The organism is Herbinix luporum, assembly GCF_900070325.1.
GTDB lineage: Bacteria > Bacillota > Clostridia > Lachnospirales > Lachnospiraceae > Mobilitalea > Mobilitalea luporum.
Map to the genome: position 1 here is coordinate 1,859,049 of NZ_LN879430.1, position 14,924 is coordinate 1,873,972.

The following is a 14,924-nucleotide window of genomic DNA, read 5'->3' on the forward strand; positions in this document are numbered from 1 at the left end:
AAAAAAGCGTAATCAGCAGAAACTATGTTTCTTCCGATTACGCTATATATATTCCTTAAGATAAAATTATACTCTTTTCATATATTCCCCGGTTCTTGTATCGATGCTGATTATATCTCCCTGGTTTATGAATAAGGGAACTTGTACTTGGGCACCGGTTTCAACAACAGCAGGCTTTGTAGCACCTGTTGCAGTATCACCTTTAAATCCAGGCTCTGTATCGGTAACCTCCAACTCTACAAATAAAGGAGGCTCAATAGCAAATACTACTCCTTTATAGGAAAGCATTTTAACCATTTCATTTTCCTTAACAAATTTTAGGGAATCTCCAACGGCCTCTTTGTCTAAAGCAATCTGATCAAAAGTCTCCACATTCATAAAATTATATAAATCGCCGTCGCTATATAAATACTGCATATCACTTCTATCGATATGTGCCTGTGGGAACTTCTCTGTAGGACGGAATGTACGCTCTGTTACACCGCCGTTAATAATATCTTTTAACTTAGTTCTTACGAAGGCAGCACCTTTTCCAGGCTTTACATGCTGAAATTCAATTACCTGATATACTACATTTTCTATTTCAACTGTCAGCCCATTCCTAAAATCGCCTGCTGATACCATAAAAATAATTCCTCCTTAAAATTTAACTACACCTTAGTGTATAATAAATTTATATTATTTGCAACATTTTTTTATATTTTGAATTATAATTCGATTAATGATTTATCGGAATGGGTATAGTTAATATATCCATTCTCAGTTACCACAACCAGATCCTCAATTCTGACTCCCCCAAATCCTCTGACATAGATACCCGGTTCAACCGTCTCTGTCATTCCTGCTTCAATTATGTCTTCTTCCCCTGGGGAAAGCCTTGGGTTTTCATGGATAAATAGGCCCACACTATGTCCTAGTCCATGTCCAAAGCAGCCTTCATATCCTGCCTTATATATAATATCCCTTGCCACCTTATCAACTTCTTTACCCTTAAGGCCTGCCCTTAAAATATCTAAAGCGGCCAACTGGGCTTCAAGTACTATATTATAAATTTCTTTCTGCTTGTCACTTGCCTTACCCACTACAACAGTTCTTGTCATATCAGAACAATAGCCCTCATATACACAGCCAAAATCCATGGTTACAAAGTCGCCGGCTTCTATCTTTTTTGATGTGGGCACCGCATGGGGCATGGAAGAGTTAACCCCGGATGCTACAATAGCAGGAAAGCTTGTTCTTTCTCCACCGTAAATCTTTAGTAGATATTCAATTCTTGCAGCCAGCTCAAGCTCTGTTACACCGGGTTTAATATAATCTAAAATCTCTGAGAAAACTTTATCACCTATACTTTGTGCCTGTTTAATATACTCTAATTCTTTTGGTGTTTTTATTCTTCTTAACCTTGTTATCTCATCTTTTATGGGAACCAGTTCACATTCAGGCAAGCCTGCCTTTAAATCCTCATATTTTGAATAAAGCATATCCTCAGATTCAAAACCTAGACGGCTTATATTATCACTTTTTATTAAGTCACCGATAGCTTCATTATATCCACCACTTCCAATGGTAATGATTTCATATCCTTTTGCTTCCGCCTCCGCTTGATAAGTGTAACGAAAGTCTGTAATAACTGCATGACGTTTTTCTGATATATAAAGATAGCCTGTTTCTCCGGTAAATCCGCTGATATATCGCATATTATTACCATTGGATATTAAAACTCCATCGATATTTAACTTTCTATTTATTTCTTCTACTTTTTTAAAATTATCCATAATGTCCTTCCTATCTTATGTATTTTATATATTGCCAGTTCTTTTCACATCAATTATTATACGCATAAATTATTATTCTATCAATTGATTATCAATATTCTTATTAAGATTTATTACAAAGATTAACCATTGCCTCCATGGCAAGAAGATATCCGTCAAATCCCAAACCGGCTATTTGCCCGTCGCATGCGGCAGCAGTTACAGACCTATGCCTAAATTCTTCCCTTTGATGAATATTAGATATATGCACCTCAATTTTGGGAATAGTAAGGCTTGCTAGGGCATCTCTTATGGCATAGCTATAATGGGTATAAGCTGCCGGATTTATAATAATCCCATCAAATTTTTCTTTATAGGCCCTTTGAAGGGTATTAATAATTTCTCCCTCTATATTACTTTGAAAGACTTCTACTTCAACTTTCAGTTCTTTGGCCTTCTGCTCAATTAAACCTACTAAAGCCCAATAATCCCTATTACCGTATATTGATTTTTCCCTAATACCTAGGAAGTTTAAATTTGGCCCGTTTATTACTAAAATCTTCATATATTTCCTCCTTAAATCAGGTAGAATAGCCCAAACTAGCTTGTCCTTGTTAGTAGCCAAGTTTTTCTATAATCTCTTCTGCTATATCATCTATGGACTTATTGTCAGTATTTATTGTTATATCAGCAGCCTCCTCATAATATTTCAATCTAGTAGATAGAAGTTTTTCAACTTTCTCTTCTAATTTTTCACCCTTTAATAGAGGCCTAGTAGTATCACCGGATAATCTTTCTACAATAGTGCTTTTACTTGCCTGTAAATATACAACATGTCCCATATTTTTTAATAACTCTCTGTTTCTTTCAAAGATAGGCATACCACCCCCTGTTGAAAGAACAGTTTTTTTTAGGGAATCTTTTATAGATAACAATAAGCCGGTCTCCAAATCCCGAAAGAAATCTTCCCCATGAATACGAAATATCTTTTTAATTGACATATCTTCCAAGTTCTCAATTATCTCATCAGTATCCCCGTATTTATAATTAATTTTCTCTGATAAAAGCTTACCTACACTGCTTTTTCCGGAACCCATAAATCCTATTAATATAATATTAGCTTTTTTTATCTTAACTCCCCCCTTATACCTGCTTAATCTTACCTCTTTTTAAATCCCTGCGGTAATATTTAAGTACTATCCGTTCTAACTTCCGCTTTATAACAATTTGTATTTCCTCTTTAGGGCCTATTGGTTTAACAAAGTAAGACATTAATCCTATCCTATTGGCACCGAATATATCTGTAAATAACTGATCTCCAATAAAAACCGTATTATTAATTCTTGTTCCCATAATCTTCATTGCCTTATAAAAACTCTTCTTAGCAGGCTTATTGGCTTTGAAGATATAACTTACATTAATATCCCTGTTAAATCTCATTACCCTTTCTTCACTATTATTTGAAATTAAACATATCTTAAATCCCATGGCCTTTAACTTATTAATTAATTTAATTGCCCTTTCGCTGGCATCTGCTCCATGTTCCACCAAGGTATTATCAATATCAAAGATAATTCCTCTATATCCCTCTTTATATAAATTTTTATAATCTATCACATAGGCTGAGTCTGCGATTCGTTTTGGGTAAAATATTCTTAGCACGTCATCTCTCCTAACATTTATTAATTATTTTATAATCTTATAATATTAATATTATTATAAATTATAAAATTATTTTCATAAATATTATACCAATTATTTATTTTGGATCATTATTAATTATAGCAATTAATACCAACCCATACAATATATAAAAATCTAAATAGTTTAATATAATAAGACTGGTCATAATGATAATATATCATTTTGACCAGTCTTATAGATTTATGGCAAATTTATCTACTTTCTACTAACAATCTCAATCAGCTTATTATTACGGACAATAGAATCCTTATTTACTAAGGGAAAGCTCATCAGCTTATATGTCCAAACTGCCCTGCCAATTCCATATTCAATTAATAAATCACTTAAGTCTTCATGCCACTTTAAGTTACTTTCCATAGGGGCATGGTCAATTACCCCATACTCACCACAATAAAGGGTTACATTCCTCTCCTTTGCAAAGTTTAGGGCAGGCTGAAGAAGACTTCTTAGATAGTCCTTATCAGTTTTTTTAGCATAAGAATATCTTCTTTTAAACTCCTCACTTTTAGCTAGATAGGCCTCATAAAGCTTCTGGTCAGAAGGATAGGTAACCTCAAACTCCAAATCCTTTAAAAGCTCCTCCCAACTTGCCTTTTGATGGGTAAAGATATGGGGCTGGTAGAAATGGAATGTATATATAAGATTATTATCCTCCATTTTATCTAGCTCATAAAGGGTATCTACACTATTATAATTATTGCCGCCGATTATAATAAGCCTTTCTTTATCTATCTGGCGGATTCCTTCTATAGCCTGTCTGCTTAGCTTATTCCATCTATCACTATTTGGTTCCACTATTTCATTTAGCAATTCAAAGACTACATTGTTGCCATAATTGATATAGCGCTTGGCAAAGGCCTGCCATAATCTTATATATCTTTCTTGTAAAAATTGATCATCGAACAATTTATTTTCATTTAGTGAGTGGAAGGCATATCCCGGGGCTCTATGTAAATCAAGAATAATATTAAGCTTATATTTTTCACACCAACTAATACATTGGTCTATATAAGAAAAACCTTCTTCCTTATATTCAAAGGGTTTATCATCATCCTCCAGTACCATATAATCAATGGGAAGTCTTACATGATCCATTCCCCAGGAAGCAATTTGCTTGATATCCTCCTCTGTAATAAAGGAATCAAAATGTTCTTTTTTCGCCTGACGAAATTGAGAAATCCATCCTCCCAAATTTACACCGGCTTTGTAACCATCAAATTTTTTCATATGGGGAAACCTCACTTTTCTTAATGTAAATTTTGGACTTATCACTTTATATTAATGATATAAGGTTTCCCTTAAGCTATCAATGGAAGAAACATATTAACTCATGCATTATCTTATACAAAGGCCATATAAGCCATGATTTCTAACTATCCTGATCAGCAGTACAGTGGGGGCACTTTGTTGCTTTAATATTGATATCTGAGTAGCAATATTTGCACTTTTTAGTTGTAGGAGTTGCTTGCTCAGTGGGCCTTTTTAACTTATTAATCCACTTAACAATAAGAAAAACAACAAATGCCATTATAATAAAATTCAGAATATTAGAAAGAAACAATCCATATTTTATTACAGCAGCACCTTCATCCTCCGCTACCTTTAATGAGGCATAGTGCTTTCCGTCCAGGGCAAAGAACCAGTCACTAAAATTAATATTCTTGGTAAATACACCAAGCAGTGGCATAACAATATCATTAACCAAGGAGTTTACTATGGAGTTAAAAGCGCCACCAACAATTATACCCACTGCCAAGTCAATCATATTACCTCGAAGGGCAAATTTCTTGAATTCTTTCAGCATACTAATACCCTCTTTCATATTTTTTTGGATTGCTTCTTCTTGTTTCTTAAGCTTTTTTTCTATCTTTTTACTATTATGTAACTTCATATCTAAAACCATTCCTTTGAAAATATAATAAATTAATTACAAACTTTATTATTCCAAAACCTCAAATATCCTCTGCTTTCATATTCACTTAGTTCTCCGTTTAGGCTATAAAATCTCTCCAATATTTCCTTAGCCTGCTGCCCATCTCTGTACAATATATCACAAAGATATAAGCAGTATAAGCCAAAGGGGCTTTCCTTTGCTGTAGCCATATGAAGTAGATACTCCATGCCTTCCTCATTATCATCAAGGATGCCCCTTTCCCCTTGAACTAGGGCAAACAAACCATGTATATCATGGTTTAATATTGCCTCCTTACAATGATAATAAGCCTGTTCCACCTTGCCTAGTTCCATCTCAACCCCTATTAGCCAGTTCCAATAACTTCTCTCATCCAAAAGCATCATATGGGCATAATCAAGAAGCCATAATACCGTATATTCCTTATGGGCAGGTTCAATATTGTTTAGTTCCATCTCCAAACGGATCCATTTAAAGATTAGGTTAGCATTGGCCTTACCGCTTTTAAGACCATAAGCATAAATCCACCGGGCAGTATAGGGAGTCTGAGGCTGGCCGGCATTTTGTATATCCTCTTCAATTTCTGCTTCAGCCCACTTTATAAGAAGATTTTCTTCTGCTTTATTATTGTTAAGACCCCAGTTAAAAATCCATCTGCCTGTATATTCGGTATTTATATCCCCTAACCCCTTACTATAAATTTCAAGTTCAGCCCATTTTATCAGATCACTTTATTCTCCCTATTTCAATCTTTTTCTTCAGTAAACCCTATAATTCGCTTATATTTTCATTATACCATGTGGAATCTATCATGACAAAGAAATTAATTACAAAAATTACTTATATAATAAACCGTCAAAATTCTTTACATATATGGCCACATCATATATGCTTCCGTCACGCCTGCGGCCTACATTATATATAATCTTATCAAACTTCATTCCGGCTTTTTCCATTACCCTGCCGGAAGCATAATTTAAGACATCATGCCTGGCAATAATTTTCCTATATCCAACCTCATAAAACAAATAATGCATAACTGCCCGCAAAGCCTCAGGCATTATCCCCCTGCCCCAAAAGGCTTTTCCTATGCAATATCCAATCTCACAGCTTTCTTCTTTATCATTGGTTATCTCTACACTTATTGAACCGATTACTTCTTGTTGAGATTTTAAATATATGGCCCAATTGTATACATTTTCTTTATTATAATTGGACACTATACTTAAAATACGACTATAGGTAACTTTCACATCCCTGTGAGGTCCCCAGGGAAGAAACTTTAAGGTTTCTATATCACTGGCCCAGTTTTTATACATATCATAGGTATCTTCAACTTGAAATCTGCGAAGTATTAGACGGATTGTTTCAATAGAATTGGTCCCTATATGTTTAATCATTTCCTCACCCTTTCAGGAAATTTTTATACAGGGACCAGCTTTATTATTCCTATCTTAATTTTATATCTTTACTATTAAGTAATTCCAATAGTCCGTCTACCATATCCTGAATTTCATGACCTTCTAAGGTCCGTTCCATGGATATAAATTCAAAGCGGACTGTTACACTTTTCTTACCGGGAAGAAGTTTTTCATCTTCAAATAAATCAACAAAATAATATTTATTTAAGTAATCGCAAGAATACTCATTAATATATCCGGCCAGTGTTTCATATTGCATATTTTTATCTACAAGGAGACTTAAGTCTACAGTCACACCGGGATATTTAGATATTTCCTTATATTGTAGAGGAAGTGCGGCTACTTTCTCCATATCATCTATATCTATCTCTGCAAAAGCAACATTTAACTTCTTGTCAATATTATTCCTTATTCTAGGATTTAAGACTGAGAAGTATCCGATTTCTTGGTCCTGCAAACAGATACCTGCAGAATTTACCGGATGTACATAATTATATTTATTAATTTCATTATTCTCTACAAATTTAGGAGCAATATTTTTTATATCCAGTATTACCTGACTGATAGCTTCTTTTAGCTTAAAGAATACTTCTTTTTCACTAAGAATTTTGCTGGCAATTACAATACCTAAGCGTTTCTTCTCATTACATAAGCCGTCACTTTTTAGCCCGTCAGCAACACGGCCTATTTCAAACATTCCCATTTCAGGAGTAGTATCTACATTCTTATATACAAATCCCAAAAGACTTGGAATAATTGTAGAACGAATTGTGTCATTTTCTGCAGTCACAGAATTGATAATCCTGATATTGGGCTCAGTATGAATGCCTAATTCTTTATTTAACTTACTTTCATACCAGATATAACTATGAACTTCATTCATGTCATATTTATCTGCTAAAAGAACTTTTATCCTATATTCATTGTCCCTTTCTACACTTTGCCTAACCGGTGTAAGAAGGCTTTTTGTGGAGTAAACCTCAAAATTATCATATCCATAAATACGAGTTATTTCTTCTACAATATCAGCCTTAATAGTAACATCCTTAGTTGCCCTCCAAGAAGGTACCCCTACGCTGAAATTGTCACCCTGTCTCTTAACATCAAATCCAAGAGCAGTCAAAGTTTCTTCCATCATATCGGCAGATATATCAATACCGGTGTATTTATCCACATAAGCCTTATCAAAATCAATGGTAATCTTATCATAACGTTTTACATAGGAATCTGTAAGGCTTGAAGTAACCTTTACCCCCGGATCAATATCCATTAATAACTTCATAAAACGTTCTATGGCCACTGTGGTCATTTCCGGATCTAAGGTCTTTTCATACCTGGAACTGGCATCGGTTCTAAGCCCAAGCCTGGTTGCTGATTTACGAACAGAGGTCCCGTCAAAATTAGCAGACTCCAATAATACAGAGGATGTATCATCGGATATGGAGGATAATTCTCCACCCATAATACCTGCTATACCAATAGGTTCTTTACTGTTGCATATCATTAAGGTATCTGTATCTATCTTTCTTGATACCCCGTCTAAGGGTAAGAATTTAATAGGTTCATTAAAGGTTTTTACCCTAATCTCCTTTACCTTATTATTATCATAAGCATGCATAGGCTGACCAATCTCCATCATCAGGTAATTGGTAAGATCCGCAAGAAGATTGATTGGCCTCATACCACAGTATGTCAGACGAATTCTCATATTAATGGGGGATTTCTTTTTTGTTATATTATCCATGGAAATACAGCTAAAACGGTATACCCTTTCTGTATCCTCCACTTTTAAATCTATGGGAGCTAAGCTTTTATAAACACTGGAATCTACCAGTTCCAAAGGTTTTAAGGGCCTTTTGTTAAGGGCTGCAATCTCCCTGGCTATTCCATAATGGCCCCAAAGATCCGGACGATTTGTAAGAGATTTGTTATCTACTTCAAAGACTATATCATCCAGTTGCATAAATTCCTTAATGTCGCATCCTAGGGCATAGTTATCATCTAAAATCATAAGTCCGGAATTATCATCACTTATTCCCAGTTCCTTTTCAGAACAGCACATACCCCGGCTGACAACTCCGGCGATGGAAACTTCCTTAATTTCCAAATCTCCTACCCGGCCTCCCAGTTTAGCAAAGGGTACCACAGCTCCTTCAAATACATTGGGGGCACCACATACACATTCTACTACTTCTGTACCTATATCCACCTTAACTATATGAAGTTTCTTAGAATTGGGATGATCCTTAACTTCGATAATCTTTCCCACTACCACATCTTTAATGTCCTTACCCATCTCATATATATCTTCAACTTCAGCGGTAGATAAAGTAAAACGATTGATTAATTCCTTTATATCCACACCGCTTAGATCTGTAAATTCTGATATCCAATTCATTGAAATTAACATATTACGATTCCCTCCTATCTGGTAAACTGCTTTAGCTGCTTCAAATTACCGCTGTTAAACAGACGAATATCTTTGATATTATATTTCATCATAGCAAGCCTTGTAAGACCTAGACCAAAGGCAAATCCCGTATAACGCTCCGGATCTATTCCACCCATACTTAATACATTGGGATGAATCATGCCGCAAGGCAGAAGCTCAAGCCATCCTGAATTCTTACATGTAGGACATCCGCTTCCTTCACAGATAGCACAATTAATATCCAGTTCAAAACCGGGTTCTACAAAGGGGAAGAAGCCGGGTCTTAGGCGCACCTTAACATCCCTTTCAAATACTTCTGACAGTAATACCTTCATAAAATAAATAAGATTGGATATGGAGATGTCATCACCTATCATCATTCCCTCCAACTGGAAGAAAGTATTTTCATGGCTGGCATCTATATTCTCATTTCTAAAGCATCTGCCGGGAAAGAGAACCTTTAAGGGTTCACCCTTCTTGGGAGCCCCATATTTTCTCATAATGGTATTTTGGGCCGCTGATGTATGGGTCTTTAATATCTGTCCGTTATCCAGATAATAGGTATCCTGCATATCCCTAGCGGGATGATTCTTGGGTATATTTACTGCCTCAAAATTATTATATTCTGTCTGTATCTCAAGGCCGTCCTCAATAATAAAGCCCATGGTCTTAAATATATCTTCAATCTGTTTTTGAACGATAGTTATAGGATGAAGGGTTCCCCGCTCCCTATTGCTTGGTATTGTAAAGTCATATCTTTCGGCATTTTCAATTTCCTGTAGATATTCTTTCTCTTCCAAAGTTTTTTGATATTCAACTATTGCCTCTTCTATATCACTCTTTAGCTTATTTACTTGCATACCGGCTGTTTTTTTCTCTTCCGGTGTTAAATTACGGAGATTTTTCAGCTCCTGTGTCACTAAGCCTTTTTTTCCCAGGAAGGATACTCTGATTTTCTCCAATTCTCCCTTTGAATTAACTGCACTTAGTTCTTCATGAAACTGCTGCTTAATTCTTTCCAGGTTTTCTAACATTACATTTCCTCCTTATTTATTCTAAAATTATAAAAGAAATCATAATAAAATATAATAAAAAAACTCCCGTTCCATAGGGACGAGAGCATCGTGGTACCACCCAAGTTTAAGCCTTTATAGCCTGTTTTAGCTTTAAAGACTCCTTGTATGTTATAACGGAAACATCCGGCCTTTCTTTTATCAAGCTAATATAGCCGATATCTTAAAGGCAACTCCGGTGCCGAAATTCGAGATAAGCCTGAACCCCGGATATGCTTTCAGCCGATGACACATCCTCTCTGTGGGGAAGGAATACCCTACTTATTCACCTTCACAGTTTTTATCTTTATTTATTTTTCGTTTTTCATATCTTAACTGACTTATTAAAAAAAGTCAATACCCCTAGATAATTAACATACCATCACCAAAACTAAAGAAGCGATAACGCTCTTTAACGGCCTCATTATATGCCCTTAAGATATGCTCTCTTCCCGCAAAGGCAGATACCAGCATTAAAAGGGTTGATTCCGGCAGATGGAAGTTTGTAATCAGTCCATCCATAATCTTAAACTTGTATCCGGGATAGATAAAAATTGAAGTGTCTCCGCTGCCTGCCCTTAGATAACCATCCTCATCAGATGAGGATTCTAAAGTTCTACAGCTTGTAGTTCCCACACAGATAATTCTGCCGCCCTTTTTCTTAGCCTTATTTATCTTATCAGCCTCTTCTTGTAAAATCTGATAATATTCAGAGTGCATATGGTGCTGGCTTATATCCTCCACCTTAACGGGACGGAAAGTTCCCAGCCCAACATGTAGGGTTACATAAGCAATTTCAACACCCATTTTTTTTATTTCTTCTAGCAATTCTTCTGTAAAATGCAGTCCTGCCGTAGGAGCCGCCGCAGATCCTTCATACCTTGCATAGACGGTCTGATACCTGTTCTTATCTTCTAGCTTATGGGTAATATATGGAGGCAGGGGCATTTCTCCCAACTGATCAAGAATTTCTTCAAAAATTCCATCATAAGAAAACTTAACCAAACGATTGCCCTCATCCACTATATCTAGAATTTCTCCCATAAGAAGTCCATTGCCAAAACTAATCTTGGTTTTGGGCTTTGCTTTTTTTCCCGGCTTTACTAAAGTCTCCCAGATATCATTTTCTTTTCTTTTTAATAATAAAAGTTCGATTCTTGCACCGGGGCTATTATTATCAGGGGAGTGACCACTTACTTTTTCTCCTATAAGCCGGGCAGGAATCACCTTGGTATTATTAAGTACTAAGCAATCCCCTGCCTTTAAATATTTACTAATATCTTTAAATATTCTATGCTCATACTCTCCAGTATGCCTATCTAGAACCAAAAGCCTTGAGCCGGATCTATCCCTCAGAGGATCTTGAGCAATAAGTTCCTCCGGTAAGTCATAATAAAAATCTCGTGTCAGCATGAAAATTCCTCATATCCTTTGTTTGTTTTAATTTTTTAGTATTTATAATCAGAACAAGAGATCTGATTTTTTCTTTAAGAGTTTTGCCCCATTAACAATTAAAAATGTACCTGCTGCCAAGCCCGATAGAATAAAAATGATACCTAACACCAGATTCCAGACTCCTACGGATTTCATCGTTTTATAGATTTTTTCCATCATGATTACATCTCCTCCTTGACTTATAAATTCTTAGGGCCATACTGCTGATAATACTTATCAATTGCCTCCTTTAACTTGTCATCTATAATAATTTTATCTTTATAAGGCTTATTATACAGATGCTCCACCACCTCAGCCATAGTTACAATGGCTGTAGTGGATATTTTGTAAGTTTCTTCAATCTCCTTTAAGGCACTTTTTGTACCCTGGCCTCTTTCCATTCTGTCTACAGATACAACCAGCCCCAGTACATTTACATCACCCTGTGACTTTAATATGGGCATAGTTTCCTTGATGGATGTACCGGCTGTTGTTACATCCTCTATAATAATAATTCTGTCACCGTCATTAATTGGAGAACCCAGTAAAATACCTTTATCCCCATGATCCTTTATCTCTTTTCTATTGGAACAGTATCTTACATCCTTATTATAATGCTCACTAACAGCCATAGATGTAGCAACGCTTAAAGGTATCCCCTTATATGCAGGACCGAATAAAAGATCAAAGTCTAAACCAAATTTCTCATTTATTGCCCTGGCATAATACTCACCCAGCTTACGAAGCTGGCTGCCGGTCCGATAAAATCCGGTATTTATAAAAAATGGGGTCTTTCTTCCGCTCTTAGTTACAAAATCTCCGAATTTTAAAACTCCGCAGTCAACCATAAATTCAATAAATTCTTTTTTATATTGCTCCATTTTTAACCTCCGATACTAATCCAGCCCTTATTATTTTACACAACCGATTAATTCATTTATATCTTTTATATTCTTCCTTACCATATAGGATTTTATACCATCTAATACATCTAAAGTTGCCCTTGGATTAATAAAATTTGCCGTACCTACGGCCACCATAGTGGCACCGGCCATAATAAATTCCAAGGCGTCCTCCCCCTCAATTATGCCCCCCATGCCTATGATGGGAACTTTTACCGCAGAGGCCGCTTGGTAAACCATACGGACTGCAACTGGCTTAATGGCAGGTCCAGATAAACCTCCGGTTTTGTTGGCAAGTAAAAATGTTCTTCTTTCTATATCAATTTTCATACCGGTTAAGGTGTTAATTAATGATAGAGCGTCAGCCCCTCCTGCTTCAGCAGCTTTTGCAGTTTCTGCAATATCCGTAACATTGGGACTTAGCTTTATGATAATGGGTTTTTTGGCATATCTTTTTACTTGAGATGTAATTGCCTCAACACGGCCGGGATCCTGGCCAAAGGCAATTCCCCCCTCTTTTACATTAGGACAGGATATATTAATCTCCAGCATATCCACATCACAATCAGATAATCTTTCTACAACCTCACAATATTCCTCAGGGGTTTTACCTACCACATTTACTATTATTTTGGTATCGTAAGATCTTAAAAAAGGAAGATCTCTTTCTATAAATACATCTATACCTGGATTTTGCAGGCCAATGGCATTTAACATACCACCATAAGTTTCAGCCACTCTGGGTGTGGGATTTCCCGGCCAGGGCTTAAGTGACACTCCCTTTGTGGTAACAGCACCTAGCCTTGATAAATCTACATAATCCCTATATTCCATCCCGGAACCAAAGGTTCCGGAAGCTGTGGTTACGGGATTTTTAAATGTGATGCCTCCTATATTTACTTTTGTATTTAATTTTAACATAGTTTTATCATCTATATTAACATTTTTTTCATTATCATAATTTATTTTTTTATTTTCCATTATAATACTACCTCATCTGCATAAAATACTGGACCTTCCTTACATACCCTTTTATTATTCACCTTGGTATGATGGTCTATTTCAGTGGATTTGCACACACAAGCAAGACAAGCTCCGATACCGCATGCCATCCTCTCTTCTAAGGACAATTGGGCTTTTATATTATTAATGGTGGCATATTCCTTTACCCCCTTAAGCATTGGGCTTGGTCCGCATGCATATATAATATCAGCCGTAAGCTTATATTTTTTTATTACATCCAGTACATTCCCCTTAGTTCCTGCACTTCCGTCTTCGGTAGATATATATACATCTCCTAAGGCTTCAAATTCTTTATTTAGAAAAGTGATATCTCTATATCCAAGAACAATATTTTTCTCACAGTCTAATTGTTTTGCCAGTTCAAATAAGGGTGGTATTCCTATACCTCCCCCTATTATTAAGGCCTTTTTTCCTTCAAGATTAAAGCCGTTACCTAAGGGGCCTAGGCAGTCAATTAAGTCTCCGGATTTAAGATGGGCAATTTCTTTAGTTCCCTTTCCCAGTACACGATAAACCAAACGAATTTTACCGGTTTTTTTATCTATCTCACATATGCTAATTGGCCTTGGTAACAGCCTTCCTCCTTCTTTACAATACAGTGATACAAATTGTCCGGGTCTGGCTATAGAGGCCATCTCTTCTGCTTTAAGCCACAAATCATATATTCCCTCTTCAATTCTTTCATTTTGTATTACCTTGCTTTTTTTCTTTATAGCAGCTGACATTGATTTTCTCCTTCTTATAAATCTGTATATCAAAGTCCAATTTTAACTTATCCCTCAATAATCTTTACATGAACCTTACGTACCCTAGGACCGTCAAATTCTGTCAAATATATACCCTGCCATGTTCCAAGTAGCAGCCTAGAATCCTCTATAATAATGGTTTCAGAAAAACCCATTAAGCTGGCCTTAATATGGGCAGCAGAATTTCCCTCCATGTGAAGATAGCCGTCATTAAAGGGTATTACCTTATTAATCTCCATTAAGAAATCCCTAACAACATCCGGATCTGCATTTTCGTTAATTGTAACTGCCGCTGTTGTATGGGGGATAAATACAAGGCAAAGACCATTCTTAACCTGGCTCTTACTTACCGCCTCCTGAACTTTTGAGCTTATATCAACCATAGCTGTACTTTGCGGTGTTCTTATACTAAAGGTATATACTTTTCCCACGATAAATCTATCCTTTCTTTGACTATAGATCCATTTTCTATTCATTATAATCAAGCACTATTCAAAATACAAGTATAAAGAAGCTATCCATGATTCACAATACTATATATAAGA

General features: G+C 35.9%; 17 protein-coding genes and 1 other annotated feature. All 17 genes read right to left on the bottom strand.

From position 1 onward, the window contains the following. Positions 1-66: 66 nt before the first annotated feature. Positions 67-624, bottom strand: coding sequence for an elongation factor P (gene efp, locus SD1D_RS08665; protein ID WP_058258547.1), 558 nt, complete (start codon positions 622-624; stop codon positions 67-69). Between the two features lie 83 nt (positions 625-707). Continuing rightward, complete coding sequence (locus tag SD1D_RS08670; protein ID WP_058258548.1) at positions 708-1,775, bottom strand: M24 family metallopeptidase; 1,068 nt, start codon at positions 1,773-1,775, stop codon at positions 708-710. Between the two features lie 103 nt (positions 1,776-1,878). After that, a complete protein-coding gene (gene aroQ / locus SD1D_RS08675) occupies positions 1,879-2,319 on the bottom strand; it encodes a type II 3-dehydroquinate dehydratase (RefSeq protein WP_058258549.1) in 441 nt (146 codons plus the stop codon). Between the two features lie 49 nt (positions 2,320-2,368). Then, positions 2,369-2,884, bottom strand: coding sequence for a shikimate kinase (locus tag SD1D_RS08680; RefSeq protein ID WP_273233238.1), 516 nt, complete (start codon positions 2,882-2,884; stop codon positions 2,369-2,371). A 13-nt stretch (positions 2,885-2,897) separates the two neighbouring features. Beyond that, entirely contained in the window at positions 2,898-3,416 is a 519-nt protein-coding gene (locus SD1D_RS08685) for a YqeG family HAD IIIA-type phosphatase (RefSeq protein WP_058258551.1), read from the bottom strand. Between the two features lie 237 nt (positions 3,417-3,653). Beyond that, entirely contained in the window at positions 3,654-4,685 is a 1,032-nt protein-coding gene (locus SD1D_RS08690) for a glycoside hydrolase family 5 protein (RefSeq protein ID WP_058258552.1), read from the bottom strand. Between the two features lie 142 nt (positions 4,686-4,827). Continuing rightward, positions 4,828-5,349, bottom strand: a complete 522-nt coding sequence (mscL, locus tag SD1D_RS08695; RefSeq protein WP_330398589.1) for a large conductance mechanosensitive channel protein MscL — start codon at positions 5,347-5,349, stop codon at positions 4,828-4,830. Positions 5,350-5,381: 32 nt separating this feature from the next. Then, positions 5,382-5,825, bottom strand: a complete 444-nt coding sequence (locus tag SD1D_RS08700; protein ID WP_058258553.1) for a hypothetical protein — start codon at positions 5,823-5,825, stop codon at positions 5,382-5,384. A gap of 381 nt (positions 5,826-6,206) precedes the next feature. Continuing rightward, positions 6,207-6,770 carry a GNAT family N-acetyltransferase gene (locus tag SD1D_RS08705; protein ID WP_058258554.1) on the bottom strand — a complete coding sequence of 188 codons (564 nt, stop codon included), beginning with the start codon at positions 6,768-6,770 and terminating at the stop codon, positions 6,207-6,209. Between the two features lie 49 nt (positions 6,771-6,819). Beyond that, the gene (gene pheT, locus SD1D_RS08710; RefSeq protein WP_058258555.1) at positions 6,820-9,201 is read right to left on the bottom strand and encodes a phenylalanine--tRNA ligase subunit beta; all 2,382 of its coding nucleotides are present in this window, start codon (positions 9,199-9,201) and stop codon (positions 6,820-6,822) included. Between the two features lie 14 nt (positions 9,202-9,215). After that, complete coding sequence (gene pheS, locus SD1D_RS08715) at positions 9,216-10,256, bottom strand: phenylalanine--tRNA ligase subunit alpha (protein WP_058258556.1); 1,041 nt, start codon at positions 10,254-10,256, stop codon at positions 9,216-9,218. A 72-nt stretch (positions 10,257-10,328) separates the two neighbouring features. Then, positions 10,329-10,579 (bottom strand) — a binding site (T-box leader). A gap of 58 nt (positions 10,580-10,637) precedes the next feature. Continuing rightward, positions 10,638-11,687, bottom strand: a complete 1,050-nt coding sequence (gene queA, locus SD1D_RS08720) for a tRNA preQ1(34) S-adenosylmethionine ribosyltransferase-isomerase QueA (protein WP_058258557.1) — start codon at positions 11,685-11,687, stop codon at positions 10,638-10,640. A 48-nt stretch (positions 11,688-11,735) separates the two neighbouring features. Then, entirely contained in the window at positions 11,736-11,888 is a 153-nt protein-coding gene (locus SD1D_RS12280; protein ID WP_173803197.1) for a hypothetical protein, read from the bottom strand. Between the two features lie 20 nt (positions 11,889-11,908). After that, on the bottom strand, positions 11,909-12,589 hold the full coding sequence (gene pyrE, locus SD1D_RS08725) for an orotate phosphoribosyltransferase (RefSeq protein WP_058258558.1): 681 nt from the start codon (positions 12,587-12,589) through the stop codon (positions 11,909-11,911). Between the two features lie 30 nt (positions 12,590-12,619). Further along, entirely contained in the window at positions 12,620-13,531 is a 912-nt protein-coding gene (locus SD1D_RS08730; protein ID WP_058259239.1) for a dihydroorotate dehydrogenase, read from the bottom strand. 59 nt (positions 13,532-13,590) lie between these two features. Beyond that, on the bottom strand, positions 13,591-14,358 hold the full coding sequence (locus tag SD1D_RS08735; RefSeq protein ID WP_058258559.1) for a dihydroorotate dehydrogenase electron transfer subunit: 768 nt from the start codon (positions 14,356-14,358) through the stop codon (positions 13,591-13,593). Between the two features lie 47 nt (positions 14,359-14,405). Then, complete coding sequence (locus SD1D_RS08740; RefSeq protein WP_087758877.1) at positions 14,406-14,855, bottom strand: secondary thiamine-phosphate synthase enzyme YjbQ; 450 nt, start codon at positions 14,853-14,855, stop codon at positions 14,406-14,408. Positions 14,856-14,924 lie beyond the last annotated feature (69 nt).

Coding starts and splice junctions, on each gene's coding strand:
- efp (WP_058258547.1), bottom strand. CDS start 624: ATGGTATCAGCAGGCGATTTTAGGAATGGGCTGACAGTTGAAATAGAA.
- SD1D_RS08670 (WP_058258548.1), bottom strand. CDS start 1,775: ATGGATAATTTTAAAAAAGTAGAAGAAATAAATAGAAAGTTAAATATC.
- aroQ (WP_058258549.1), bottom strand. CDS start 2,319: ATGAAGATTTTAGTAATAAACGGGCCAAATTTAAACTTCCTAGGTATT.
- SD1D_RS08690 (WP_058258552.1), bottom strand. CDS start 4,685: ATGAAAAAATTTGATGGTTACAAAGCCGGTGTAAATTTGGGAGGATGG.
- mscL (WP_330398589.1), bottom strand. CDS start 5,349: ATGAAGTTACATAATAGTAAAAAGATAGAAAAAAAGCTTAAGAAACAA.
- SD1D_RS08700 (WP_058258553.1), bottom strand. CDS start 5,825: ATGGAACTAAACAATATTGAACCTGCCCATAAGGAATATACGGTATTA.
- SD1D_RS08705 (WP_058258554.1), bottom strand. CDS start 6,770: ATGATTAAACATATAGGGACCAATTCTATTGAAACAATCCGTCTAATA.
- pheT (WP_058258555.1), bottom strand. CDS start 9,201: ATGTTAATTTCAATGAATTGGATATCAGAATTTACAGATCTAAGCGGT.
- pheS (WP_058258556.1), bottom strand. CDS start 10,256: ATGTTAGAAAACCTGGAAAGAATTAAGCAGCAGTTTCATGAAGAACTA.
- queA (WP_058258557.1), bottom strand. CDS start 11,687: ATGCTGACACGAGATTTTTATTATGACTTACCGGAGGAACTTATTGCT.
- SD1D_RS12280 (WP_173803197.1), bottom strand. CDS start 11,888: ATGATGGAAAAAATCTATAAAACGATGAAATCCGTAGGAGTCTGGAAT.
- pyrE (WP_058258558.1), bottom strand. CDS start 12,589: ATGGAGCAATATAAAAAAGAATTTATTGAATTTATGGTTGACTGCGGA.
- SD1D_RS08730 (WP_058259239.1), bottom strand. CDS start 13,531: ATGTTAAAATTAAATACAAAAGTAAATATAGGAGGCATCACATTTAAA.
- SD1D_RS08735 (WP_058258559.1), bottom strand. CDS start 14,358: ATGTCAGCTGCTATAAAGAAAAAAAGCAAGGTAATACAAAATGAAAGA.
- SD1D_RS08740 (WP_087758877.1), bottom strand. CDS start 14,855: ATGAATAGAAAATGGATCTATAGTCAAAGAAAGGATAGATTTATCGTG.